The sequence below is a fragment of the Streptomyces ambofaciens ATCC 23877 genome, assembly GCF_001267885.1.
Lineage (GTDB): Bacteria > Actinomycetota > Actinomycetes > Streptomycetales > Streptomycetaceae > Streptomyces > Streptomyces ambofaciens.
This window is the reverse complement of the sequence record NZ_CP012382.1, coordinates 1101342-1123422: the sequence shown is the minus strand read 5'-3', so window position 1 is coordinate 1123422 and position 22081 is coordinate 1101342. Positions and strand designations below refer to the sequence as shown.

Here is a 22081-nt window from a genome sequence, read left to right as displayed (position 1 = left end):
GTGGGTGGGTGGGGCTTCCGGACGTCGCCGGTCAGCAGGAGGCGGAGGCGCTGTCCACCCGCAGGACGGCGCCGGTGCGGGCGGTGATGTCCTCGACGGTGACGCCGGGAGCCGTCTCGACCAGGGCGAGGCCCTCGGGGGTGACGTCGAGGACCCCGAGGTCGGTGATGACGCGATGGACGCACCGCTCGCCGGTGAGGGGGAGAGTGCACTCGTCGAGGACCTTGGGGGTGCCGTCCTTGGCGGTGTGTTCCATCAGGACGATGACGCGGCGGGCGCCGTGGACGAGGTCCATGGCGCCGCCCATGCCCTTGACCATCTTGCCGGGGATCATCCAGTTGGCGAGGTCGCCGCGGGCGGAGACCTGCATGGCACCGAGGACGGCGGTGTCGATGTGGCCGCCGCGGATCATGCCGAAGGAGAGCGCCGAGTCGAAGAAGGAGGCGCCGGGCAGGACGGTGACGGTCTCCTTGCCGGCGTTGATCAGGTCGGGGTCGACCTCGTCCTCGGTGGGGTAGGGACCGGTGCCGAGGATGCCGTTCTCGGAGTGCAGCACGACGTGCACGCCGGGCGGGAGATGGCCGGGGATCAGCGTGGGCAGGCCGATGCCGAGGTTGACGTAGGAGCCGTCGGTGAGTTCGGCGGCGGCGCGGGCGGCCATCTGGTCGCGGGTCCAGGCCATCAGTTGCTTACCGTCCTCTTCTCGATCTGCTTGTCGGCGGCCTGGCCGGCGGTGAGCGCGACGACCCGCTGCACGTAGATGCCGGGCAGGTGGATCTCGTCTGGGTGGAGCGCGCCCGGTTCGACGAGTTCCTCGACCTCGGCGACGGTGACGCGGCCGGCCATGGCGGCGAGGGGGTTGAAGTTGGCGGCGGCCCGGCGGAAGACGAGGTTGCCGTGGTGATCGCCGCGCCAGGCCCGTACGAGGGCGAAGTCGGTGGTGATGCCGTGCTCCAGGACGTGTGCGCGGCCGGCGAAGTCGCGGGTCTCCTTGGGCGGGGAGGTGACGGCCACGGTGCCGTCGGGCGCGTACCGCCAGGGCAGGCCGCCGTTCGCGACCTGGCTGCCGACGCCTGCCGGGGTGTAGAAGGCGGGGATGCCCGCGCCGCCGGCCCGCAGGCGTTCGGCGAGGGTGCCTTGCGGGGTGAGCTCGACCTCCAGTTCCCCGCTGAGGTACTGGCGGGCGAACTCCTTGTTCTCGCCGACGTAGGAGCCGGTGACGCGGGCTATACGGCCGGCGGCGAGCAGGACCCCGAGGCCGCGTCCGTCCACGCCGCAGTTGTTGGAGACGACCTCCAGGCCGGACGTGCCGCGCTCGTACAGCGCGCGGATCAGGACTTCGGGGACGCCGCTGAGGCCGAAGCCGCCGACGGCGAGCGAGGCGCCGTCGGGGATGTCGGCGACCGCTTCGACGGCGCCGGCGCGGACCTTGTTCACGTGTGCATCGCCTTTCGGTTCGGGGCGCCGGGCAGGACGGTCGACCAGCCGCCGTCCACGACGAGGTCGGCGCCGGTGAGGTGGGAGGCCTCGGCGGAGGCCAGGAAGACGGCCGCGTCGAGGAAGTCGTCGAAATGTCCCGGTCGTCCGCGCGGGACGTGGCCGCGGACGTCGCTCCTCGGGTGCTCGCCGGCGAGCGGGCCGCCCTGCGAGCCCTCGGTGTCGGTGCTCCCGGGGCGCACACAGTTCACACGGACGCCGTGCGGTGCTCCTTCGGCGGCGAGTCGGCGGGTGAGGGCGACGACGGCGCCCTTCGCCGCGGACCGGGCCGTCCTGCGGTGGGCGGGCGAGCCGGCCGGTCCCGCGGTCGAGCCGACGGTCACGACGCAGCCGCGGCTGCGCACCAGGTGCGGCCAGGCCGCCCGGACGGTCAGCCGCACCGGGTGCAGCCCGGCGCACGTCGTGTCCGCGAAGTCCGTGTGCGGCCGGCCGCCGGTCGCCCCGCGCCGCGGGGCATCCGCGTCCGCGTACACGACGTCGATGCCGCCGAACGCGTCCACCGCCTCCTCGGCCCAGGCGCGCACGGCCTCCTCGTCGGTGACGTCGAGCGGGCCGGGGGTGAGGGCGGTGCCACCCTCACGGGCGATGAGCCGCCGGGTCTCCACGGCCTCCTCGTGCAGCAGGTCGCCGCCGACCACGAGGGCACCCTCGGCGGCGAACCGCAGCGCGGCGGCCCGGCCCCGGCCGCGCGCGGTCCCCGGGACCAGGACCACCTTGCCTTCCAGCCGCATCACGGCGTCCCCCCGCGCAGGGCGTCAGAGACGGACTTGACGCCGCCGTGGGCGGTCATGCCCCCGTCCACCGGGATCTCCGCGCCGCTGATGAACGACGCGTCGTCGGAGAGCAGGAACACCACCAGGGGCGCCACCTCGCCGACGGTGCCGGTGCGGCCGAGTGGTGTCTCGCGGATGCTTGCCTCGCGGAAGGCGGGCGCGGCGGAGGCGGTCATCTCGGTCTCGATGTGACCGGGGTGGATGGTGTTGACGCGGATGCCGCGGGGGCCCAGCTCCAGGGCGGCGGTCTTCGACAGGCCGCGCAGGGCCCACTTGCTGGTGGTGTAGGCGACCGGGTAGTGCGCGGTGAGGGCCGCCGAGGAACCGACGTTGACGACCGAGGAGCCCGCCGGCATGAGCGGGGCCAGGTGCTGGATGCCGAGGAGCGGACCGGTGACGTTGACCGCGTGGACACGGGCCATGTCGCCGGGGCGCACGTCGGCGAGGCGGGCCCGCCAGGTGACGCCGGCGTTGTTGACCAGGCCGTGCACCTGCCCGTACGACGCGCGCAGCTCGGCGGCGAGTTCGGCCCAGTCCTGCTCGCTGCTGACGTCGAGCCGCCGGCAGCCGGGCGCCTCGGTCACATCGGTGGCGATGACCCGGGCACCCTCCCGGGTCAGCAACTCCGCCTCCGCGGCGCCCTGTCCGCGCGCCGCGCCGGTGACGACGACGACCTTGCCGAGCAGCCGCTTGGGGTGCAGGTCGCTCACGTCCGCTCCCGGGAGCGGCGGCGGCCCGCGGGGAGGGGGACGGGCTCGACGCCGGGGACGACGGTGTTGGTGAGGGTGCCGAGGCCTTCGACGGTGAGGGTGACGGTGTCGCCCGGCCGCAGCGGCGGCGGGGTCCGCTCGCCGCGCCGGCCCCAGAGCTCGGCGAGGCAGCCGCCGTTGCCGCAGGTGCCGGAGCCGAGGACGTCGGCGGGGACGACGCGGGTGCCGCGGGAGGCGTAGGCGGTCATCTCCTCGAACGTCCAGCTCATGTGCGACAGCAGGTCCTCGCCGACGGTCTCGCCGTTCACCGAGGCGGTGAGCGCCAGCCGCAGGAAGCCGTCGGCGTCCCGGTGCGGCTCCAGCTCGTCGGCGGTGACCAGGTACGGACCGAGGGTGGTCGCGGTGTCCTTGCCCTTGCAGGGGCCGAGGCCCACCTTCATCTCCGCGCTCTGGAGGTCCCGCGCGGACCAGTCGTTGAAGACGGTGTAACCGACGATGTGGTCGCGGGCCTGCTCGGGTGTGAGGTCCCGGCCCTCCCGGCCGATCACCGCGCCCACCTCCAGTTCGAAGTCGAGCACGGCCGAACCGGGCGGTACGGGGACGCCCTCCCCGGGGCCGTAGATCGCGTGCGGGTTGGTGAAGTAGAAGGTCGGGGCCGCGTACCACTGCTCGGGGACGCCGCCGGTGCCCTCCACGGAGCGGCGCACCCCTTCGACGTGCTCCTCGAAGGTCACGAAGTCCCGTACCGAGGCGGGCCGCAGCGGGGGCAGCAGCCGGACCTGGGAGACGTGCGGGCCGGGAGGCACGTCGAGGGCCGCCGCGCCGGCGGCGAGCAGTCCGGGGAGCCCGCCGGTCTCCTGGATCAGTGCGGTGAGCGAGGTGACACCCGGCAGGGGGAGGAGGGTGCCGTCCTCTTCGACGACCGCCACCCGGTGGCGCTGTCGGTGTTCGTACGCGGCGAAACGCATGGTGCGGCTCCAGCGGTGGGTGTTCGGGGGAGGGGGATGCGCATGAGGTCGTGGCCCACGGTGCTACGGCCCGGTGTCCGGCCGCCCGGGCGGGGACGCGGGCCGCCGCCTGGCCACCGGCGGTCGGTGAACCGTGTGGGACCGGCCGGCGCCGGATGGCCGGGCGCAGCGTCCGCGCACACGTGGCGGCCGGTGCCCCGTCGACCCCTCCGGCATCGGTGTGTGCCTGGCGCGTGCGCCGACCACGGCTGCGGGCAGACCGTGATCCCGCACCGGCCGGGCAACGAGAGCCGTGCGCCCGCCGACGGCGGGAGACCGTCCGCCGCGCCCGACAGGTGGTGCGCCACCACACGCGAGTGGGGCACGAGGTACCGGGGACGCGGCAGCGCGCGTCAGGGCAGGGCCGTACCGCCGCGTCCCCGGAGTCGGAGCAGTGGCTCAGACCGGCGGGGCGACGAAGACGCCGCGGTCGGGGTCGTTGAAGGACTCCTTGGCGACCAGTTCGTTCATGGGGTTGGCGGTGCCCCACTGGTCGGTGACCTCGGGCTGGGAGAAGTCGTAGACGTGGGGGTGCCAGGTGTCCTCGTCCAGGTTCTCCAGCTCGGTGGTGTACTCGACGGTGTTGCCGTGCGGGTCGAGGAAGTACGTGAAGGTGTTGTCCCCGGCCATGTGCCGGCCCGGACCCCACACCTTCTTGAAGCCCGCCCGGATGACACGGCCCGAGCCGCGCATGTACTCGTCGATGCCGCGCATCTCGAAGGAGACGTGGTGCAGCGAGGTGTGCGGGCCCTTGGCCAGTGCCATGGAGTGGTGCTGGCTGCTGATCCGCATGAAGTGCATGACCTCGCCCATGTGCGGCGAGCTGAGGGTGTCGGAGAGCGCGAAACCGAGGTGGCGCTCGTACCACTCACGCGTGCGGTTCAGGTCGGGGGAGTTGAGGACGACGTGGCTCAGCTTGACCGGGATCGACTCCTTCTCCTCGATCTTGCGGTGCTGCCTGACCTCGACGTCGGCGGAGACCTCGATGGTGCGTCCGTCGACGTCGAAGAAGCGGAAGCCGTATCCGCCACCGGGGGTGTCGACCTTGCCGGGCCGGGAGATCAGCTGTACGCCGCCCGCGAGGAGCCGCTCGGCGAGGGTGTCGACGTCGGCGGCGGACGCGGCACCGTAGGAGACCAGGTCGAGCCGCTTCTCGTCGGCCTTGCGGAGCCGGACGACGTACTGCTCGGGGGAGCCCTCGGCGGCCAGGAAGGAGACGCCGGAGTCCTCGGCGACCTTGGACAGGCCCCAGACGCCCGAGTAGAAGTCGAGCTGCTTGTCGTAGTCGGGCACGGCGAGGTCGACGTGCCTCAGGTGGGTGAGCAGGCGCATGGCGGGATCAGTCCTTCCCGATCAGGGCGGCGGCGTTGCCGCCTCGTACGGCGTGGAAGTCGGAGTCGGTCAGCCGGGCGGCGCGCAGGGCGCCCACGGGGTCCTCGGAGCCCATGTCGAAGGGGAAGTCGGAGCCGAGCAGCACCCGGTCGGCCCCGGCGACGCGCACCAGTTCCCGCAGGACGTGCGGGTCGTGGACGAGGGAGTCGAAGTACAGCCGCTTCAGGTAGCTGCTGGGCGGGTGGGCGCAGCCGGCGCCCGCGTCGGGGCGGGCCGACCAGGCGTGGTCGGAGCGGCCGATGTGGGTGGGCAGGTAGCCACCGCCGTGCGCGGCGATCACCTTCAGGCCGGGGTGCCGGTCGAGTACGCCGGAGAAGATCAGGTGGGAGAGCGCGACGGCGTTCTCGGTGGGCTGGCCGACGGTGTTGGACAGGTACCACTGGTCCAGGCGCTCGTCGAGGGTGCAGCCGAAGGGGTGCAGGAAAAGCAGGGCACCGGTCTCCGCGGCTCGGGACCAGAAGGGTTCGTACGCCGGGTCCGAGAGTTCGCGGCCGGGGGCGTGGCTGGAGATCTCCACGCCGAGCAGCCCCTGCGCGAGGGCGTGGTCGAGCGCCTCGACGGCGAGTCGGGGGTGCTGGAGCGGGACGAGCCCCAGCCCGAGCAGCCGGTCGGGGGCGGCGGCGCAGTGGGCGGCCGTCGCCTCGTGGGCGAGCCGGTACACCTTCTCCGCGGTCGGCTCGTCGGCCCAGTAGTGGTAGTGGGACGGGGAGGGGCTGACCAGTTGGACGTCCACGCCCTGGGCGTCCATCGCCGCGAGGCGCACGGCCGTGTCCGTCAGCCGCGGGAAGCGCTCGCGGACCATCGGCCCGCTGACCGCGAGGGCGGCCGGGCCGTTGCGTCGGGCGTCCAGCGCCCGTGCCTCGGTCAGACCCGGCCGGCCCTCGACCAGGGCCTCGATCTCGGGCAGCAGGACGTGGGCGTGCACGTCCACCGTCGGGGCGCTCGCCCGCGTCCGCGGGGCGCTCGCCCGTGGCACCGGGGACGTCACGGCAGCTCCCGGAGCATGGTCATGGTGCGGGCCATCAGGCCCGGCACGTCGGCGTCCCGCACCCCGTCGAGCTGCCACCGCCCGATCTGCACGGACGCCTCCACCACCGGGCGGACCCGGGCGATCCGCCGCTCGTAGTACGCCTGGAACAGCGCGTCGTCCCAGGTGTCGGACTCGGTGAGCAGCTCGGCGAGCACCCGGGCGTCCTCCAGGGAGAGGGCGGCGCCCTGGGCGAGGGTGGGCGGACAGCAGTGGGCGGCGTCACCGGCCAGGACGACCCGGCCGCGGTGCCAGGAGCCCTCGACCAGCATCCGGTCGAACCAGGTGTAGTTGACCTTCGCCGGGTCGGTGATGTGTGCGGTGATCTCGGGCCAGAACCCGCCGTAGTGCCGGGTGAGGCGGCGCATCTCGTCCGCGTAGGACGCGGGCGGTATGGAGGCGCGGTCGCGGTTGGCCTCGACGGCGTACGCGTAGAGGGTGGTCTCGCTGGTGGGGCAGTAGCCGGCGATGTAGGCGGGCCCGCCGTAGGCGAGGTCGGTACGGGTCACACCGGCCGGACGCGGGGCCTCGACGCGCCAGATGGCCATGCCGGTCGGCTCGGGCTTGTCCGTGATGCCGATCGCGGAGCGGGTGGTGGAGCCCAGTCCGTCGGCGGCGATCACCAGGTCGTAGCGGCGGCGGGAGCCGTCGGAGAGACGGACCAGGACACCGTCGGGGTCCTGGTCGAGGATCTCCGCGGTGGTGCCGAGCAGGACGGTGGCGCCGCTGGCGCGCACGGCGTCGATGAGGATCCGCTGGAGGCGGGGGCGTTGCATGCCGACGGTGGCGGGCAGGTCGTCGCCTCCGGTGCGCAGGTCGTCCTGGGCGTGCAGGACGGTGCCGTCGGGGGCGGTGATGCCGACCGAGCCGAAGCCGTAGCCGGCTGCCTCCACCTGCTCCCAGACGCCGAGTTCGCGCAGGACGCGCAGGGCGTTGCCCTGGAGGGTGATGCCGGAGCCTGCGGTGGCGTTCCAGTCGTCCTTGGCCTCGACCAGGTCCACGGTGAGACCGGCGCGGCGCAGCAGGATCGTCACGGCGTTGCCGGCCGCGCCGCCGCCGACGACGAGGACCGTGCGGGGTTGGGTCATGGGGAACTCCCTTGTTCCTCTGTCTACTTGACGGCGATCGGGTTGACGGGCGAGCCGACCGCACCGGTGATGGGCAGGGGCGCGGCGGTGAGCCAGAACGCGTACGCGCCGTCGGCCGCGCAGTCCTCGGCGAGCGCCTCCAGGTCCCACATCTCGCCGATCAGCAGCCCGATGTGCGGGATGGCGACCTGGTGCAGCGGCTGGAAGGCGTGCTCGAACTCGTTCGGGCGGACCTCGAAGCCCCAGGTGTCGGTGGCGATCGCGGCGATCTCGCTGCCGTGCAGCCAGCCCGCCGCGGTGAACGACAGCCCCGGGGCGGGCCCACCGGCGTAGTCGCCCCAGCCGTCGCGCCGCACCCGGGCGAGCTGGCCCGTCCGTACCAGCACGAGGTCGCCGCGGCCGACCAGGACGTCCTGGGCTTCGGCGGTGGCGGTCAGGTGCTCCTCGGTGATCGCGAACCCGTCCGGCAGCTCACCGTCCTCGCCCACCACCCGGCCGACGTCGAGGAGCACTCCGCGTCCGGCGACGTGCGGGGCCATGTGCTCGATGCCGGTGACCAGGTCGCCGTCGGAAGTGACGACCTGCTCGGCGGCACGGCCGTTCCACGCCTTGCCGTGGTCGAAGATGTGGCCGAGCCCGTCCCACTGCGTGGAGCACTGCAACGGCATCGCGATGACGTCGTCGGCGCCGCCGATGCCGTGCGGCAGCCCCTGGTTGCCGAGCGCGGCGTCGGTGCCGGTGTCCAGCATGGTGTGCACCGGGTTGGTACGGCGCCGCCAGCCCTTCTGCGGGCCGTTGATGTCGAACCGCTGGGAGAGGGAGAAGCTGACGCCCTTGCGGATCAGCGCGGCGCCCTCGCGGCGCTTGGCCTCGTCGAGGAAGTTCACTGTGCCGAGGACGTCGTCGGCGCCCCAGCGGCCCCAGTTCGAGTACGCCTTCGCGGCACGGGCGACCGAGCCCGCGGGGTCCGTGCGGTCGAGCGTCACCGGGCCACCTCCGCCACGCAGCGGGTGCGCTGGGCACCGAGCCCGGTGATGGAGGCGTCCATGACGTCGCCGTCGCGCAGCAGCCGGCCCCAGTGCATGCCGTTGCCGGCGGGGGAGCCGGTGAGTACCAGGTCGCCGGGGAGGAGCCGGGCGGTCTGCGAGGCGTAGGAGACCATCCGTGCGACGTCGAAGATCATGTCCTTGGTGGACTCGTCCTGCATGGTCTCGCCGTTGAGCCGCAGCGTGAGGCGCAGGTCGTCCGGGGCCGCGATCGACGCGGTGGGCACGATCCAGGGGCCGAGCGGGGTGAAACCGGGCGCGTTCTTGCTGCGCAGCCAGTCGGTGCCGATCTGCGGCATGTCCCGCCGGAAGACGGTGGCACGGTCGGTCAGGTCGTTGGCGATCGTGTACCCGGCGACGTGGTCGAGGGCCTCCTCGACGGACACCCGGTGCGCGGGTCGGCCGATCACGGCCGCCAGCTCCAGTTCCCAGTCGGGCTTCTCGGCCCACGCGGGCAGCACCACGTCGTCGTACGGCCCGGTGACGGCGCTCGGCAGGCCGATGAACACGTACGGCAGGTCCTCGGCCGCCCGCCGGTCCATGATCTGAGCGGCCTCCTCGCGCCGCTCCGCCTCGGGCCGTTCGTCGCCCGGGGCGCGGTGCGCGACATGCAGGTCGATGACGTGCTGCCGGTAGTTGGCCCCGGACTGGAACACCTGGCGCGGCTCCACCGGCGCGTGCACGCGGAACTCCGCCAGCGGCCTGCGCCCGGGGACGGTGTCGCCGGCCAGCGCGGCCAGCCGCGGCGCCACCGCGTCCCATGCGTCGAGGAGCCCGCGCATGGTCAGGCCGGCGTCGCCGAGGGCGGGCCGCAGGTCGAGCACCTGGGCGTCGGGGGTGACGAGAGCGGGGAAGGCGTGGCCCTCGGGGGCGGAAAGGGTGGCCAGGGCGAAGGGTCCGGCGAAGAGGGCGGACGCGGCTTCAGGTTTCACGGACATGTCCTCCTGATTGCGATGGCACTAATCTGGACCCGCCCCTCGTGATCACGGAAATCGATTCTGTGGATGACAGTCATCCACTCAACGAATTTCCGCAGGTCACCGCCGGACAGCTAGGGAAAACGCTGTGAATCTCAGTCGCCTGGACCTCAATCTCGTCGTCGCCCTGCGCGCCCTCCTGGAGGAGCGCAACGTCACCCGTGCCGGACGGCGCGTCGGTCTCAGCCAGCCCGCGATGAGTGCGGCCCTGTCCCGGCTGCGCCGCCACTTCGACGACGACCTGCTCGCCCGCGTCGGTGGCCACTACGAGCTGACGGCTCTCGGTCAGGTCCTCCTGGACCGCACCTCCACGGCGTACGACGTCCTGGAGCGCCTCTTCGCCAGCCAGGCGGACTTCGACCCCGCCAGAGAGCACCGGGAGTTCAAGCTGATCGCGTCCGACTACGCCGTCGCGGTCTTCGGTGCCGAACTGGCCCGGGTCATGCACGAGGAGGCGCCGGGCATCCGGCTGCGGTTCGCGCAGACGCCGACCACCGTGGTGGACGCCACGGACTCGCTGCTGAGCACGTCCGACGGTCTGCTGATGCCGCACGGGGTCATCAGCGACTTCCCGGCCACCGACCTGTACGGGGACCGTTGGGTCTTCCTCGTCGCCGACGACCATCCGAGCGTCGACGACCGTCTCACCCGCCAGGACCTGGCCCGACTGCCCTGGGTCACCTACCAGCGCACCTACGACGCCCCGGCCGTGCGCCAGCTCGGCATGCTGGGGATCGAGCCGCAGGTCGAGGTCTCGGTGGACAGCTTCCAGATCATCCCGCTGCTGGTGGCCGGTACCCGGCGCATCGCCCTCATCCAGGCCCGCCTGGCCCGGCTCCTGGCACCGCTGGCCGGCGTACGCGTGGTGGAGCCGCCCTACGAGGCCGTGCCGCTGCGGGAGGCCATGTGGTGGCATCCCGTGCACACCCACGACGCGGCCCACATCTGGCTGCGCGAGACGGCCGCCCGGGTCGGCAGACGGATGGCCGACGAGCCCGAGGGGTGAGCGGTGGCCCGTCGCCCTTGAACGGCGGGGCGTCATCCACGGGACGGATGGAAGCCATCCGCGACGTGCATCACGGCAGGGCTGTCGCAGACCGCCCGACGGGACGCATGCTCGGACGAGGCACGTCGGCGCGCCCCCGCCCGACGCCGTCCGCCGTCGGCCGGATCCCTTCGTCGGCTCCGGGGCCGAACTCCCGTACCGCCAGCCGGAGAACCGTCGTGCCCGCTTCCCCCGCCGTTCCCGTCGCCGGTCCCCCACCCGTTCCCCGCCGCCCCGAGCGGGTCCGGTCAGCGCGCGGGAGCCGCCATCGTCGACCGGCGCACGACCAGTTCGGGCTGGAGCACGACGTGGCTGTGCGTGTGGCCGAGCCCGTGGGCCGTGTCCTCGATCAGCAGTCGGCCGGCCCGGCGTCCCATGGCGGACGCCGGCCGGCGTACCGAGGTGAGCGGTACCACGGCCGACGCGGCGAACTCGATGTCGTCGTATCCGACCACCGCGATGTCGTCCGGCACTCTGAGGCCGGCCTCGTACAGGGCTTGCAGGACACCGAGGGCGAGCAGGTCGTTGGCACAGAAGACGGCGGTGGGCCGCACGGGCAGGCCGAGGATGCGATGTCCGGCGTCCTTGCCGGCCGTCACCGTGAGCGCGTCGCAGGGCAGTTCCCTCAGCGCGGTGGACGGCAGGCCGGACTCGCTGATCGCGGTGAGGGCGCCCCGCCGCCGGTCCCGCACCTGCTGGAGGCGGTCGGGGCCGCTGACGTAGGCGAGGGAGCGGTGGCCCCGCTCGACCAGGTGACGTACGGCGGCCCGGCCGCCCGCCACGTCGTCGATACCTATGGAGCAGGCGGCGGGCTGGGGCGCGTACTGGTCGGCCATGACGAAGGGAACCGCGTTGCGGCGGAAGGCCGCGACGGTGCGTCCGACTCCGTCGCCGGAGGCCAGGACGGCGCCGCGGACCTGGTGCGAGGTGATCAGCGCCAGATGGCGTGCCGCCTCCGTCGGATCGTGGGCCCCCGTGCAGACCATGACGCCGAGGTCCGCCTCACGGGCGGCCTGCTCCACCCCGGAGGCCAGGGCGGTGAAGAACGGGTTCGCCATGTCGAGCACCATGACGGCGATCACCCGGGAGGCCCACCCGCGCAGCTGCCGGGCGCCCTCGGCCCGGATGTAACCGAGGGAGTCGATCACTTCCAGGACCCGCGAGCGCGTCCCCTCGGACACGATCTCGGGCCGGTTGAGGACATTGGAGACGGTGCCGAGCGAGACGCCGGCCTCCCGTGCCACGTCCTTGATGCCGACCCGGGAACGTGCGCGGCCCACAGGTCCGGCCACGGCCGCTCCTCCGGCGGGACCGCGTTCGCGGTGTGCCGTGGGCGCGCCGGCCGGCCGCCGGTCCACGGCCTAGCCCCCGTGCGGCGCGCCGGTGGTGGAGCGCACCACCAGACGGGGGGTCATCGTGGTCTGCATGGGTCTGTCCCTTCGGCGTTCGACGCGCTCGACGAGCATCCGGGCGGCGGCGGACCCCATGGTGTGCCCCGCCTGGTCCACGCTGGTCAGCTGCACGGGCGCCAGGGCGGCGAGCGCGGTGTTGTTGTAGCCGGCGAGCGACAGGTCCCGGGGGATGCGCAGGCCGAGTTCGTGCGCGGCGCGGTAGACGCCCAGTGCCGCGACGTCCGCACCGGTCATCACGGCGGTCGGCGGCCGGTCGGCCGTCAGCAGGGTCATGCCCGCCTTGAAGCCGCCGTCGTCGGAGTAGGCGGTGTGCTGGACCCTCGCGAACCGGGCGAGTCCGTGCCGCTCCATCGCGTGCAGATAGCCCTCGCTCAGCACGGCCTCCGGCGTGCGCCTCCACTTGTTGGCCCGCGTACCCGGCGCCGAGACCAGGGCGATGTCGCGGTGGCCGAGCGAGACCAGGTGGTCCACCACCAGGCCGGCGCCGAGGTCGTCGGCGTCGACGACCGAGTCGTAGGCGTCGGAGGCGTCGTGGTGCCCGATGACCACGGTCGGCGTCGACGCGGCCGTGGCCAGCACCTCCGCGCGGGGCGTTCCCGGGGCGATGAGGATCAGCCCGTCCATCTGCCGGTCGACCAGGGAGCGGATGGTCCTGGCCTGTTCCTCCGGGTCGAAGCCGGCCGCACCGATCAGCACCGTGTAGTCGGTGTGGCGGAGCTCGTCCCGGATGCCGTCGAGGATGTCGGCGAAGAACGCGTTGCGGACGTTGTCCAGCAGCACGCCGATGGTGTACGTCCGGCCGCGCATCCCGCGTGCCGCCGCGTGCGGACGGTAGTCCAGGTCGGCGATGGCCGCCTGGACCTTCTCCCGCATGGCCTCGCTCACGCCGTAGGCGTTGCGCATCACCTTGGAGACGGCGGCCGTGGACACGCCCGCGTGCCGGGCGACGTCGGTGATGGTCACACGCTTGTTCGGCTTGGCTGCGGAAGCCCCGTCCATGGTCCACGTCCCGGGTTCTGTAGTCGTAGGTGTAACGGTCTACACGCTACTCCCCGCTCGCCGTCAAGTCTTCTGCTCATCACCGCGGTGTTACCCGCTTGTGTCTTGACGGTGGCGGGGGAGCGGTGCAGGGTGTTGCCCACTCGGTGCGGAGAACGTTTTACACACTCCGCCGGGTCGCTGCCCGCGTGCTGCCGGGCCCGCTCGTCGCCCATGGCGCTCCTTCACGCACCTCGCCCTCTCGTCATGATCTTTGGGAGTCTCCCGTGCCCCTTCGTACCTCCCGCGCCCGTCGGGCGCGACTGAGCCTGCTCACCGCCGGCACCGCCTCGCTCGCGCTGCTCGCCACCGCGTGCGGCGGAAGCGGGGCCGGTGGTTCCGCCTCCGCCCCCGAGAACTTCGACTACCTGAGCGTCACCGAGAACACCACGGTGAAGACGGCGCTGACCTCCCTGTCCAAGGACGCCTGCAAGGCCGCGAACGACGCGCTGCCGCTGAAGGTGGAGACCGTTCCGCAGGCGAGCCTGGACCAGAAGCTCCAGTTGCTGGCCGGCCAGGACGCCCTGCCGGTGCAGTTCGCCGCCGGCAACGCCCCCGCGCTCACCCAGCAGCTGGCCAGGTCCGGGCAGGTCGCCGACCTGGAGGCGAAGCTGGAGGAACTGGGGGTCCTCGGCCGGCTGGAGCCGGCCGCCGTCTCCACCATCAAGGCGCTCTACGGCGGGAAACTCCAGGTCCTGCCGTACGAGTACAACATCGAGGGCGTCTTCTACAACAAGAAGCTCTTCGCGGACAACGGCCTCAAGGTGCCCGGCACCTGGGAGGAACTGGTCTCGGCAGCGGCGAAGCTGGAGTCGGAGGGCGTCCAGCCGTTCTCCGCCTCCGGTCAGCAGGGCTGGCCGCTCACCCGGTTGATCAGCGGCTACCTCTACCGCAGCCTCGGCCCGGACGCGCTGCAGAAGGTGGCCGACGGCAAGGCGAAACTGACCGACCCGGAGTACGTGAAGGCGGCCGAGGAGGTCGCCGCCCTCGGTGAGAAGGGCTACTTCGGCAAGGGCGTCGGCTCCATCGACTACGACACGGCGATGAACCAGTTCCTCACGGGCAAGGCCGCCATGTTCTACATGGGCAGCTGGGCACTGGCGAACATCTCCGACGACCAGCAGAACAAGATCGGCGCGGAGAACACCGGATTCATGCCCTTCCCGGCCGTGACCGGGGGCAAGGGCTCCGTCGACCAGTACCCGTCCAACGTCGGCCTGGGCATCACCCTTGCCGACAAGTCCTTCGACGAGAAGACGGGGGACTGGGTCTCCTGCATCGCGAAGAACTACGGCTCCACCGCACTGAAGGACCACGGCTCCATCTCGGGCTTCAAGGTGAACACCGAGGTGAAGGACGCCAACGAGGTCACCACCCAGGTGCGCGACACCATCAGCGCCTCGAAGCGGAACGTGCTGTGGTTCGAGGCGCTGTTCAGCACCAAGGCCACCACCGTCAGCCAGCAGAACGCGGCGGGCCTGGTCAGCGGCAGCACCAGCCCCGAGCAGTTCATGCAGACCGTTCAGGACGCGCTGGCCGCCCAGTGACCGGCCGGGGACGGCCCGTACGCCCTTCACCGCCCCGCCGCGCGCGGGCCGCCCCCGTCCCTCCGAAGAAAGTGGACACCACCCATGCACCGCGTACTCGGTGACCGCAGGGCCATCGCGATCCTGCTCGGTCCCGCCCTCCTCGTCTACTCCCTGATCATGCTGGTCCCCATGGTGTGGTCACTCGGGTACTCCTTCACCAAGGGCAACACGATCAACGGCTTCACCGGCAACGGTGCCGCCAACTTCTCCCGCCTCATGGACGACCCGGCCGTCCACGACGCGCTCTGGTTCACCCTCAAGTACGCCGTCGTCGTCACCGCCGGCCAGGTGGTCGCCGGGTATCTGCTGGCGCTGCTCTACGTCTTCTTCCTCAAGCGCGCCTCGGCGCTCGTCCGCACCCTGGTGTTCTTCCCGGTCGTGCTGCCCACCGTCGCCGTCGGCCTGCTCTTCCAGAAGTTCTTCCAGGTCGCCCCGCAGACCGGCCCGGTCAACTCCCTGCTCAACGCCGTCGGCATCGACTCCGTCGACTTCTTCGGCAGCGCCGGCAGCGCCTTCTGGGTGCTGATCGCCATGGACATCTGGCGCTCCATGGGCTTCTACGCCGTCCTGCTCTTCGCCGGCCTGGTCGACATACCCGACGAGGTCCTGGAGTCGGCCCGCCTGGACGGGGCCACGGGCCTGAGGCTCGTCCGCCACATCGTGCTGCCGCTCTCCCTGCCCGTCCTGATGTCCTCGCTGATCTTCAGCATCAACGGCACGCTGAAGGTCTTCGACTCGATCGTCGCCCTGACGGGCGGCGGCCCCGGCACGGGGACCACACCGCTGACCCTGTACATGTTCCAGACGTCGTTCACCTACGGCGACTACGGCTACGGCAGCACCATCGCGCTGCTGCTGACCGTCGTGTGCCTGCTGGTGAGCCTGGTCGTCTACCGCGTCTCGCGGCGCGACCTCACGGAGGGCTGAGAGACATGGCCACCATCGACACACCCGTGAAGAGCCCCGTGAGCGGCTCCGGGCACGCCGCGCGGACCCCCCGGGCCCGGCGCGGCCGCCGGGGAAGCCGCCTCTGGGTCAGGATCGTCGTCGGCCTCCTCCTGGTCGTCGAGATCTACCCGATGATCTGGATGTTCCTCACCTCCCTGAAGTCCAACGACGACTACCTGAACAACTCCACCTGGTCCCTGCCCACCACCTGGGAATGGGGCAACTACACCGAGGCGTGGACCACCGGCCACATCGGCCTCTACGTCCAGAACAGCCTGCTCGCCGTCGTCCCCGCCCTCGCCCTGATGCTGCTGCTGGGCACCGCCGCCGGGTTCGCCCTCCAGGTCATGGTGTGGAAGGGCCGCAGCCTCACGCTGCTCGTGTTCCTCGCGGGCATGATGGTCCCGCCGCAGATGATCCTGCTGCCCCTGTTCACCGTGTACTTCCAGACCGGCCTGTCCGGCACCCTGTGGCCGCTGATCCTCACCTACACCGGCACCGGCCTGCCCCTGACCGTCTTCATGATGGCCACCTACTACCGCGGCGTCCCCCGCGAGCTGTTCGAGGCCGCCACCATCGACGGCGCCGGCATCCTGCGCGCCTTCTGGACCATCAGCCTCCCCCTGGTCCGCAACGCCCTGCTCACCGTCGGCCTGGTGCAGTTCTTCTTCATCTGGAACGACCTGCTCATCGCGCTGACCTTCACCAACGGCCAGGACCTGCGCACCATCCAGGTCGGCCTGCTCAACTTCACCGGCGACTTCGGCGCCACCCAGTACGGCCCCCTCTTCGCGGCCATCTGCATCAACGTCTTCGGCACCCTCCTGATCTACCTCTTCCTCAACCAGAAGGTCATGAAGGGCCTCACCTCGGGAGCGCTCAAGGGCTGACGCCGGCCCTCGCCCGGGCGAGCCGTCCTCCCCGGACCTCGCTTCGGTGAGGACGGCTCACCCCGCACCCCCTCACGCTCCCGCGTGTGACCACATGTGAAAGAAGGGTCACCCCTTGCTCCCCCCTCAGCCCTCCCCGGTCAGCTTCGAACACCTGCCGGACGGCCTCGGCATCGGAGTCGCCTCCCCCCGACTGAGCTGGACCCTGCCGACAGGCACCGGCCGCCAGACCGGGTACGAGCTGGAGGTCGAACGCCGTGGCGGCGTCCGCCGCACCGGGCGCGTCGACAGCGCCGAGCAGGTCCTGGTCCCCTGGCCCGGTGACGCGCTGACGTCCCGGGAACGCGCCACCGTACGAGTCCGCGTCTGGGCCCCCGGCGCCGCCCACCCCTCGGAGTGGAGCGCGCCGAGGGACGTCGAGGCCGGGCTCCTCGATCCCGCCGACTGGCAGGCCGTACCCGTGAGCGCCGACTGGGACGAGGACCCCGCCGGCGAGCGACGCCCGGCCCGTGTGCGCAAGGACTTCCACCTCCACCGCACCGTCGCCCGCGCCCGCCTCCACGTCACCGCTCACGGCCTGTACGAGGTCGAGATCAACGGCCACCGCGTCGGCGACGAGACCCTCGCACCGGGCTGGACCGTCTACCCGCACCGCCTGCGCTACCGCACCCACGACGTCACCGCCCACCTCACCGAGGGCGCGAACACCGTCGGTGCCTGGCTCGGCGACGGCTGGTACCGCGGCAAGTACGGCTTCGACGGCGGCACCCGCAACATCTACGGCACCGACCAGTCCCTCATCGCCCAGTTGGAGGTGGAGTACGACGACGGCACCACCCAGGTCGTCGCCACCGACGGAACCTGGAAAGCGGCGCCCGGCCCGATCCTCACCAGCGGCCTCTACGAGGGGGAGACCTTCGACGCCCGCCTGCACGACCCCGCGTGGGCCACACCCTCGGCGGCCGGCACGGGGGACTGGACACCGGTCCGCACGGGCACACGCGACCCCGCCACCCTCGTCGCCCCGCTCGGGCCGCCCGTACGCTGCACCGAGGAGATCGCCCCGGCCACCGTCACCCGTACCGCCGACGGACGTCACCTGCTCGACTTCGGACAGAACCTCGTCGGCCGACTCCGCGTCACCGTCGACGGACCGGCCGGCACCACCCTCACCCTGCGGCACGCCGAAGTCCTCCAGGACGGTGAACTGGCCACCCGCCCCCTGCGCGAGGCGACGTCCGTCGACACCCTGGTCCTCTCCGGCGGCGGACCGCTCACCTGGGAACCCCGCTTCACCCTGCACGGCTTCCGGTACGCCGAGATCACCGGCTGGCCGGGAGAGCTGACGGCGGGTCAGGTGACCGCCCGCGTGTACCACACGGACATGCGCCGCACCGGTTGGTTCGAGTGCAGCGACCCGCTCGTCAACCGCCTGCACGAGAACGTCGTGTGGAGCATGCGCGGCAACTTCGTCGACCTGCCCACCGACTGCCCCCAGCGCGACGAGCGCCTCGGCTGGACCGGCGACATCCAGGTCTTCGCCCCGACGGCGAGCTTCCTCTACGACTGCGCCGGCCTGCTCGACTCCTGGCTCACCGACGTCGGCCTCGAACAGCTCCCGGACGGCACGATCCCGTGGTACGTCCCGGTCATCCCGGGTGAGCCGATGTGGACGCCGATCCACCCCGGCGCCGCCTGGGGGGACGTCGCCACCCTCACCCCCTGGACGCTCTTCCAGCGCTTCGGTGACCGGGAACTCCTGCGCCGCCACCACCCCATGGCCAAGGCGTGGGTCGACCTGGTCGAACGCCTCGCCGGGCCCACCCGCCTGTGGGACACCGGCGTCCAGTTGGGGGACTGGCTCGACCCGGCCGCCCCGCCGGACGACCCGGCGGCGGGCCGCACCGACCGCTACCTCGTCGCCACCGCGTACTTCGCCCACTCCGCCCGGCATCTGGCACTGGCCGCGCGGGAGTTGGGGATCGACACGGACGCCGCACGCTACGCGGCACTCGCCGACGAGGTCGCCGCCGCCTTCCGGCACCGGTACGTCCTGCCCGCGGCCCGGCTGACCAGCGACAGCGCCACGGCGTACGCGGTCGCCCTCGCTTTCGGCCTGCTCACCCCGGAGCAGCGCCGACCGGCCGCCGACCGCCTCGCCGAGATCGTGCTCGCCGACGGCGCGCGCGTCTCCACCGGCTTCGTCGGCACCCCCCTCATCTGTGACGCTCTCGCCGACAACGGTCATCTCGACGTCGCCTACCGGCTGTTGATGCAGACCGAGTGCCCCTCCTGGCTCTACACCGTGACCATGGGAGCGACCACGATCTGGGAGCGCTGGGACAGTCTGCGTCCCGACGGCACCCTCAACCCCGGCGGGATGACCAGCTTCAACCACTACGCGCTCGGGGCCGTCGCCGACTGGCTGCACCGCGTGGTCGGCGGCATCACCGCCACCGCCCCCGGCTACCGCCGGCTCTCCTTCCGCCCCCGCCCGGGCGGCGGAATCACCTGGGCCCGTGTCCGCCACGACACGCCCTACGGGACGGCCGCACTGTCCTGGGAGCTCACCGCCACCGGTATGACGGCCGACGTCACGGTCCCGCAGGGGTGCTCGGCCACGGCAGAACTGCCCGGCTGCGCACCGCTCGTCCTGGGGCCGGGCGACCACACTCTGAACACCGCCGAACTCGGGGCGGCGGCCTGACCCCGTCGCCCACACGAACAGCGACAGCCCGACGCGTCACACGATGCGTCGGGCTTTCATCTGTCTTGTGAATGCGGACCATCCAGGGCGTCGATGGCAAGGCGTTCCGGCGTTCCGTTCAATTGAAATTTTATGCGGACATTCAATTCTGGATAGGGAAACTAGCTGGTCAGAGGCCATTTAAAACAGGAGGTGCAGGGAGCTTGACCCCCATAGGAATAGGTCATAGTTTCCAGCCTGCTGGGAATAGCCTCGTGGCTTGATACGGCTGCGGTGCCGAGAGCTCATCGGGGATGCGATGAGAATTCCTTCGGCCAGAAGCGAGAACACCCGGCAGCTCAGAGAGCCCGACGAGCCGAGGCCGGCCGTGACCTGACCCCTCGGCCGGCCTCACCTCCCCCCAACCCGCGGCGGCGTGTCGTACAGCCGCCATGTCAGTCCGGAGAGCCGCTGTGAACCGACGAACGTTCCTATCCGCCGCAGTCTTCACGGCCCTTGCCGCGAGCATGGCCCCCGCGGTCACCGACCGAGCGGTCGCCGCGCCGGCTGCCGCCGCGCGGGAGAGGGCCGCCGCACTCCTCGCCCGCATGACGGCCGAGGAGAAGGAAGCCCTCGTACGCTGCGACTTCGCCGCCGTCGCCCACCTGGGCATCCCGGCCCTCGCCATGGTCGACGCCTCCGCGGGGCTGCGCGGCGAGACGGGCGTCACCGCCTTCCCCGTCCCCGTGGCCCAGGCGGCCACCTTCGACGAGGCGCTCGCGGGCAGGATCGGCAGGGCCATCGGCGCCGAGGGCCGCGCCAAGGGCTACAACAACGCCCTCGGCCCCACCATCGACCTGATCCGGACCTGGCACTTCGGCCGTCAGGCCGAGGCCATGGGCGAGGACCCGGTGCTCGCCGGACGCCTGGGAGCCGCCCTCACCGTGGCCCTCCAGTCCCAGCACATGGCGGCCACGCTCAAGCACTTCGCCGCCTACACCCAGGAAGTCGACCGCTTCTTCGTCGACACCAAGGTGTCCGACCGCGCGCTCCACGAGTACTACCAGGCGCCCTTCCGGCGCGTGATCGCAGCCGCCCCCGCCACCTCGGTGATGATGGCGTACCCGAAGATCAACGGCACCTTCGCGACGCGGCACGCCGGCCTGTTCGACGACCTGAAGAAGGGGATGGGCCTCCAGGGATACACCGTGCCCGACTTCTGGGCCGGGGACGACCAGGTGGCCGCGGCCCGGGCGGGCATGGACCTCGCCGGGCTCGGTCCCGGCGCCGTCCAGATCCCGGCGGGTTCCCTCACCGGCGGCGCGATACCGGCCGCCCGCCTCGACGACGCGGCCCGTCGCATCCTCGTCACCATGTTCGCGAACGGCCTCTTCGACCACCCCGTCCCGACCCCGGCGGGCGACGTCAGCACCCAGGCGCACAAGGACCTCGCGCACGAGGCGGCCGTCGCCTCCACGGTGCTCCTCGCCAACCGGTCCTCGGCCCTGCCGCTCACCGGCGCCGTGAGGTCGCTCGCCGTCATCGGCCCGGCGGGGACCGACACCTTCACCGGCGTGTCCGGCTCCACGTACGTCGACCCCGGCACCTGGACCACGCCCCTCGACGCGATCCGTGCCCGCGCCGGAAGCACCGTCAAGGTCACGCACGCCCAGGGAACCAAGGGCGACCTCCCGCTGACCACGGTCCCCTCCACCGTTCTGCGCACCCCCACGGGGACGGCCGGGCTGAGGGGGAGCTACTACGCCGACGCCGACGGCACCGGCACGCCGGTCACGACCCGCACCGACGCCACCGTCGACTTCGCCACCGCTCCGGTCGAGGGCCTGCCGCAGGTGTGGTCGGCCAAGTGGACCGGCACGCTGACCCCGACCACCACCGGCCTCCACCGCTTCTCCCTGCTGCCGTCGGGGACGGCCTCGCTGAAGATCGACGGCAGGACGGTCGTCTCCGGCACCCGGCAGATGGCCCGCTTCTTCCTCGGCCCCTACGACTATCCGCTCCAGGGCACCGTCGAACTGACCGCCGGACGCGCCGTCGGCGTGGAGATCACCTACCACAACGCCACCGCGGAGCCCGGCAGCTGCGGCCTGGCCTTCGGCTGGCAGCCGGAGTCCCTGATCCCCGCCGCCGTGACCGCGGCCCGCGCGGCCGACGCGGCCGTCGTCTTCGTCAACCGGGTCGCCGGCGAGGGCATGGACCACGCGGGATACGCGCTGCCCGGCGACCAGGCCCAGCTCATCGAGGCCGTGGCCGCCGCCAACCCGCGCACGATCGTCGTCCTCAACACCGACGGCCCCGTCGCCACCCCATGGCTGAACGACGTGGAGGCCGTGCTCCAGGCGTGGTACGCGGGCCGCGGGGCGGGCACCGCCCTTGCCGCCGTCCTCTTCGGCGACAGCGATCCGGCCGGCCGCCTCCCGGTGACCTTCCCCCTCGACGCCGGCCAGGGCCCCGGCACCACCGCCGCCACCTACCCGGGCACGAACGGCACCGTCGCCTACGACGAGGGCATCGCCGTCGGCTACCGCTTCTACGACGCGAGGAGGCAGGAGCCCCGCTTCCCCTTCGGCCACGGCCTGTCGTACACCGCCTTCGCCCACGGCTCCCTGGACGCGACGTACGACGCGGCCGCCGGGCAGGTCACCCTCGCGGTCACGGTGACCAACACCGGGCGGCGTCAGGGCACCGAGGTCCTCCAGGTCTACGTCACCCTCCCCGCCTCGGCGGCGGCGGAACCGCGCCGCCTGGTCGCCTTCCAGAAGGTCACCCTCCCCGCGGCGGGCACGCAACGGATCGGCCTGACGATCCCGGTCCAGGACCTCACCGTCTGGAAGTCGGGGGCGATGACGCTCGTCCCCGGCAGCTACACCTTCGCCACGGCGCGTTCGTCCCGCGTCGTCACCGCACAACGGACCCTGACGCTCGGCTGATCTCC

18 protein-coding genes are annotated in these 22081 nt (G+C 72.1%); 6 read left to right on the top strand and 12 right to left on the bottom strand.

Annotated elements, in window-relative coordinates; translation table 11 throughout:
- Positions 1 to 31: 31 nt before the first annotated feature.
- From SAM23877_RS04950 to SAM23877_RS04905, 10 genes are all read right to left on the bottom strand, one after another.
- A complete protein-coding gene (locus tag SAM23877_RS04950) occupies positions 32 to 682 on the bottom strand; it encodes a CoA transferase subunit B (RefSeq protein ID WP_053127251.1) in 651 nt (216 codons plus the stop codon).
- Complete coding sequence (locus SAM23877_RS04945; protein ID WP_053127249.1) at positions 682 to 1437, bottom strand: CoA transferase subunit A; 756 nt, start codon at positions 1435 to 1437, stop codon at positions 682 to 684. The genes SAM23877_RS04950 and SAM23877_RS04945 overlap by 1 nt, the downstream gene beginning before the upstream one ends.
- Positions 1434 to 2228: an SDR family NAD(P)-dependent oxidoreductase gene (locus SAM23877_RS04940; protein WP_063796772.1), complete on the bottom strand. Its 795-nt coding sequence runs from the start codon at positions 2226 to 2228 to the stop codon at positions 1434 to 1436. Before SAM23877_RS04940 ends, SAM23877_RS04945 begins: the two co-directional genes overlap by 4 nt.
- Positions 2228 to 2980 carry an SDR family NAD(P)-dependent oxidoreductase gene (locus SAM23877_RS04935; protein WP_053127246.1) on the bottom strand — a complete coding sequence of 251 codons (753 nt, stop codon included), beginning with the start codon at positions 2978 to 2980 and terminating at the stop codon, positions 2228 to 2230. The genes SAM23877_RS04940 and SAM23877_RS04935 overlap by 1 nt, the downstream gene beginning before the upstream one ends.
- Positions 2977 to 3948 carry a fumarylacetoacetate hydrolase family protein gene (locus SAM23877_RS04930; RefSeq protein WP_053127244.1) on the bottom strand — a complete coding sequence of 324 codons (972 nt, stop codon included), beginning with the start codon at positions 3946 to 3948 and terminating at the stop codon, positions 2977 to 2979. Before SAM23877_RS04930 ends, SAM23877_RS04935 begins: the two co-directional genes overlap by 4 nt.
- Positions 3949 to 4386: 438 nt before the next feature.
- Positions 4387 to 5319, bottom strand: a complete 933-nt coding sequence (locus SAM23877_RS04925) for a VOC family protein (RefSeq protein ID WP_053127242.1) — start codon at positions 5317 to 5319, stop codon at positions 4387 to 4389.
- Positions 5320 to 5326: 7 nt separating this feature from the next.
- The gene (locus SAM23877_RS04920) at positions 5327 to 6367 is read right to left on the bottom strand and encodes an amidohydrolase family protein (RefSeq protein WP_079030029.1); all 1041 of its coding nucleotides are present in this window, start codon (positions 6365 to 6367) and stop codon (positions 5327 to 5329) included.
- Entirely contained in the window at positions 6364 to 7494 is a 1131-nt protein-coding gene (locus SAM23877_RS04915) for an FAD-dependent oxidoreductase (RefSeq protein ID WP_053127240.1), read from the bottom strand. Before SAM23877_RS04915 ends, SAM23877_RS04920 begins: the two co-directional genes overlap by 4 nt.
- Before the next feature lie 23 nt (positions 7495 to 7517).
- The gene (locus SAM23877_RS04910) at positions 7518 to 8480 is read right to left on the bottom strand and encodes a cyclase family protein (RefSeq protein ID WP_053127238.1); all 963 of its coding nucleotides are present in this window, start codon (positions 8478 to 8480) and stop codon (positions 7518 to 7520) included.
- Positions 8477 to 9478, bottom strand: a complete 1002-nt coding sequence (locus tag SAM23877_RS04905; RefSeq protein WP_053127237.1) for a fumarylacetoacetate hydrolase family protein — start codon at positions 9476 to 9478, stop codon at positions 8477 to 8479. The genes SAM23877_RS04910 and SAM23877_RS04905 overlap by 4 nt, the downstream gene beginning before the upstream one ends.
- A gap of 127 nt (positions 9479 to 9605) precedes the next feature.
- On the opposite strand from SAM23877_RS04905, the gene SAM23877_RS04900 reads away from it, so the two are divergent.
- On the top strand, positions 9606 to 10523 hold the full coding sequence (locus SAM23877_RS04900) for a LysR family transcriptional regulator (protein ID WP_053127236.1): 918 nt from the start codon (positions 9606 to 9608) through the stop codon (positions 10521 to 10523).
- Positions 10524 to 10810: 287 nt separating this feature from the next.
- Here the strand turns inward: SAM23877_RS04900 and SAM23877_RS04895 are convergent, their stop codons facing one another.
- Complete coding sequence (locus tag SAM23877_RS04895) at positions 10811 to 11854, bottom strand: LacI family DNA-binding transcriptional regulator (RefSeq protein WP_235614519.1); 1044 nt, start codon at positions 11852 to 11854, stop codon at positions 10811 to 10813.
- Positions 11855 to 11923: 69 nt separating this feature from the next.
- Complete coding sequence (locus SAM23877_RS04890; RefSeq protein ID WP_079030027.1) at positions 11924 to 12973, bottom strand: LacI family DNA-binding transcriptional regulator; 1050 nt, start codon at positions 12971 to 12973, stop codon at positions 11924 to 11926.
- 266 nt (positions 12974 to 13239) lie between these two features.
- On the opposite strand from SAM23877_RS04890, the gene SAM23877_RS04885 reads away from it, so the two are divergent.
- The 5 genes from SAM23877_RS04885 to SAM23877_RS04865 all read left to right on the top strand — a co-directional run bounded on the left by SAM23877_RS04885 (position 13240) and on the right by SAM23877_RS04865 (position 22076).
- On the top strand, positions 13240 to 14559 hold the full coding sequence (locus tag SAM23877_RS04885; protein WP_053127234.1) for an ABC transporter substrate-binding protein: 1320 nt from the start codon (positions 13240 to 13242) through the stop codon (positions 14557 to 14559).
- An 84-nt stretch (positions 14560 to 14643) separates the two neighbouring features.
- Positions 14644 to 15528: a carbohydrate ABC transporter permease gene (locus SAM23877_RS04880; protein WP_053127233.1), complete on the top strand. Its 885-nt coding sequence runs from the start codon at positions 14644 to 14646 to the stop codon at positions 15526 to 15528.
- A gap of 5 nt (positions 15529 to 15533) precedes the next feature.
- A complete protein-coding gene (locus SAM23877_RS04875) occupies positions 15534 to 16439 on the top strand; it encodes a carbohydrate ABC transporter permease (RefSeq protein WP_053127232.1) in 906 nt (301 codons plus the stop codon).
- A 115-nt stretch (positions 16440 to 16554) separates the two neighbouring features.
- On the top strand, positions 16555 to 19146 hold the full coding sequence (locus SAM23877_RS04870) for an alpha-L-rhamnosidase (RefSeq protein ID WP_053127231.1): 2592 nt from the start codon (positions 16555 to 16557) through the stop codon (positions 19144 to 19146).
- Between the two features lie 506 nt (positions 19147 to 19652).
- Positions 19653 to 22076, top strand: a complete 2424-nt coding sequence (locus SAM23877_RS04865) for a glycoside hydrolase family 3 protein (RefSeq protein WP_244902919.1) — start codon at positions 19653 to 19655, stop codon at positions 22074 to 22076.
- Positions 22077 to 22081 lie beyond the last annotated feature (5 nt).

Bases quoted from the DNA above. Each gene is read 5' to 3' on its own strand.
- SAM23877_RS04950 (WP_053127251.1), bottom strand. From the start codon at position 682: ATGGCCTGGACCCGCGACCAGATGGCCGCCCGCGCCGCCGCCGAACTC.
- SAM23877_RS04940 (WP_063796772.1), bottom strand. From the start codon at position 2,228: ATGCGGCTGGAAGGCAAGGTGGTCCTGGTCCCGGGGACCGCGCGCGGC.
- SAM23877_RS04930 (WP_053127244.1), bottom strand. From the start codon at position 3,948: ATGCGTTTCGCCGCGTACGAACACCGACAGCGCCACCGGGTGGCGGTC.
- SAM23877_RS04925 (WP_053127242.1), bottom strand. From the start codon at position 5,319: ATGCGCCTGCTCACCCACCTGAGGCACGTCGACCTCGCCGTGCCCGAC.
- SAM23877_RS04915 (WP_053127240.1), bottom strand. From the start codon at position 7,494: ATGACCCAACCCCGCACGGTCCTCGTCGTCGGCGGCGGCGCGGCCGGC.
- SAM23877_RS04905 (WP_053127237.1), bottom strand. From the start codon at position 9,478: ATGTCCGTGAAACCTGAAGCCGCGTCCGCCCTCTTCGCCGGACCCTTC.
- SAM23877_RS04890 (WP_079030027.1), bottom strand. From the start codon at position 12,973: ATGGACGGGGCTTCCGCAGCCAAGCCGAACAAGCGTGTGACCATCACC.
- SAM23877_RS04880 (WP_053127233.1), top strand. From the start codon at position 14,644: ATGCACCGCGTACTCGGTGACCGCAGGGCCATCGCGATCCTGCTCGGT.
- SAM23877_RS04875 (WP_053127232.1), top strand. From the start codon at position 15,534: ATGGCCACCATCGACACACCCGTGAAGAGCCCCGTGAGCGGCTCCGGG.
- SAM23877_RS04865 (WP_244902919.1), top strand. From the start codon at position 19,653: ATGGCCCCCGCGGTCACCGACCGAGCGGTCGCCGCGCCGGCTGCCGCC.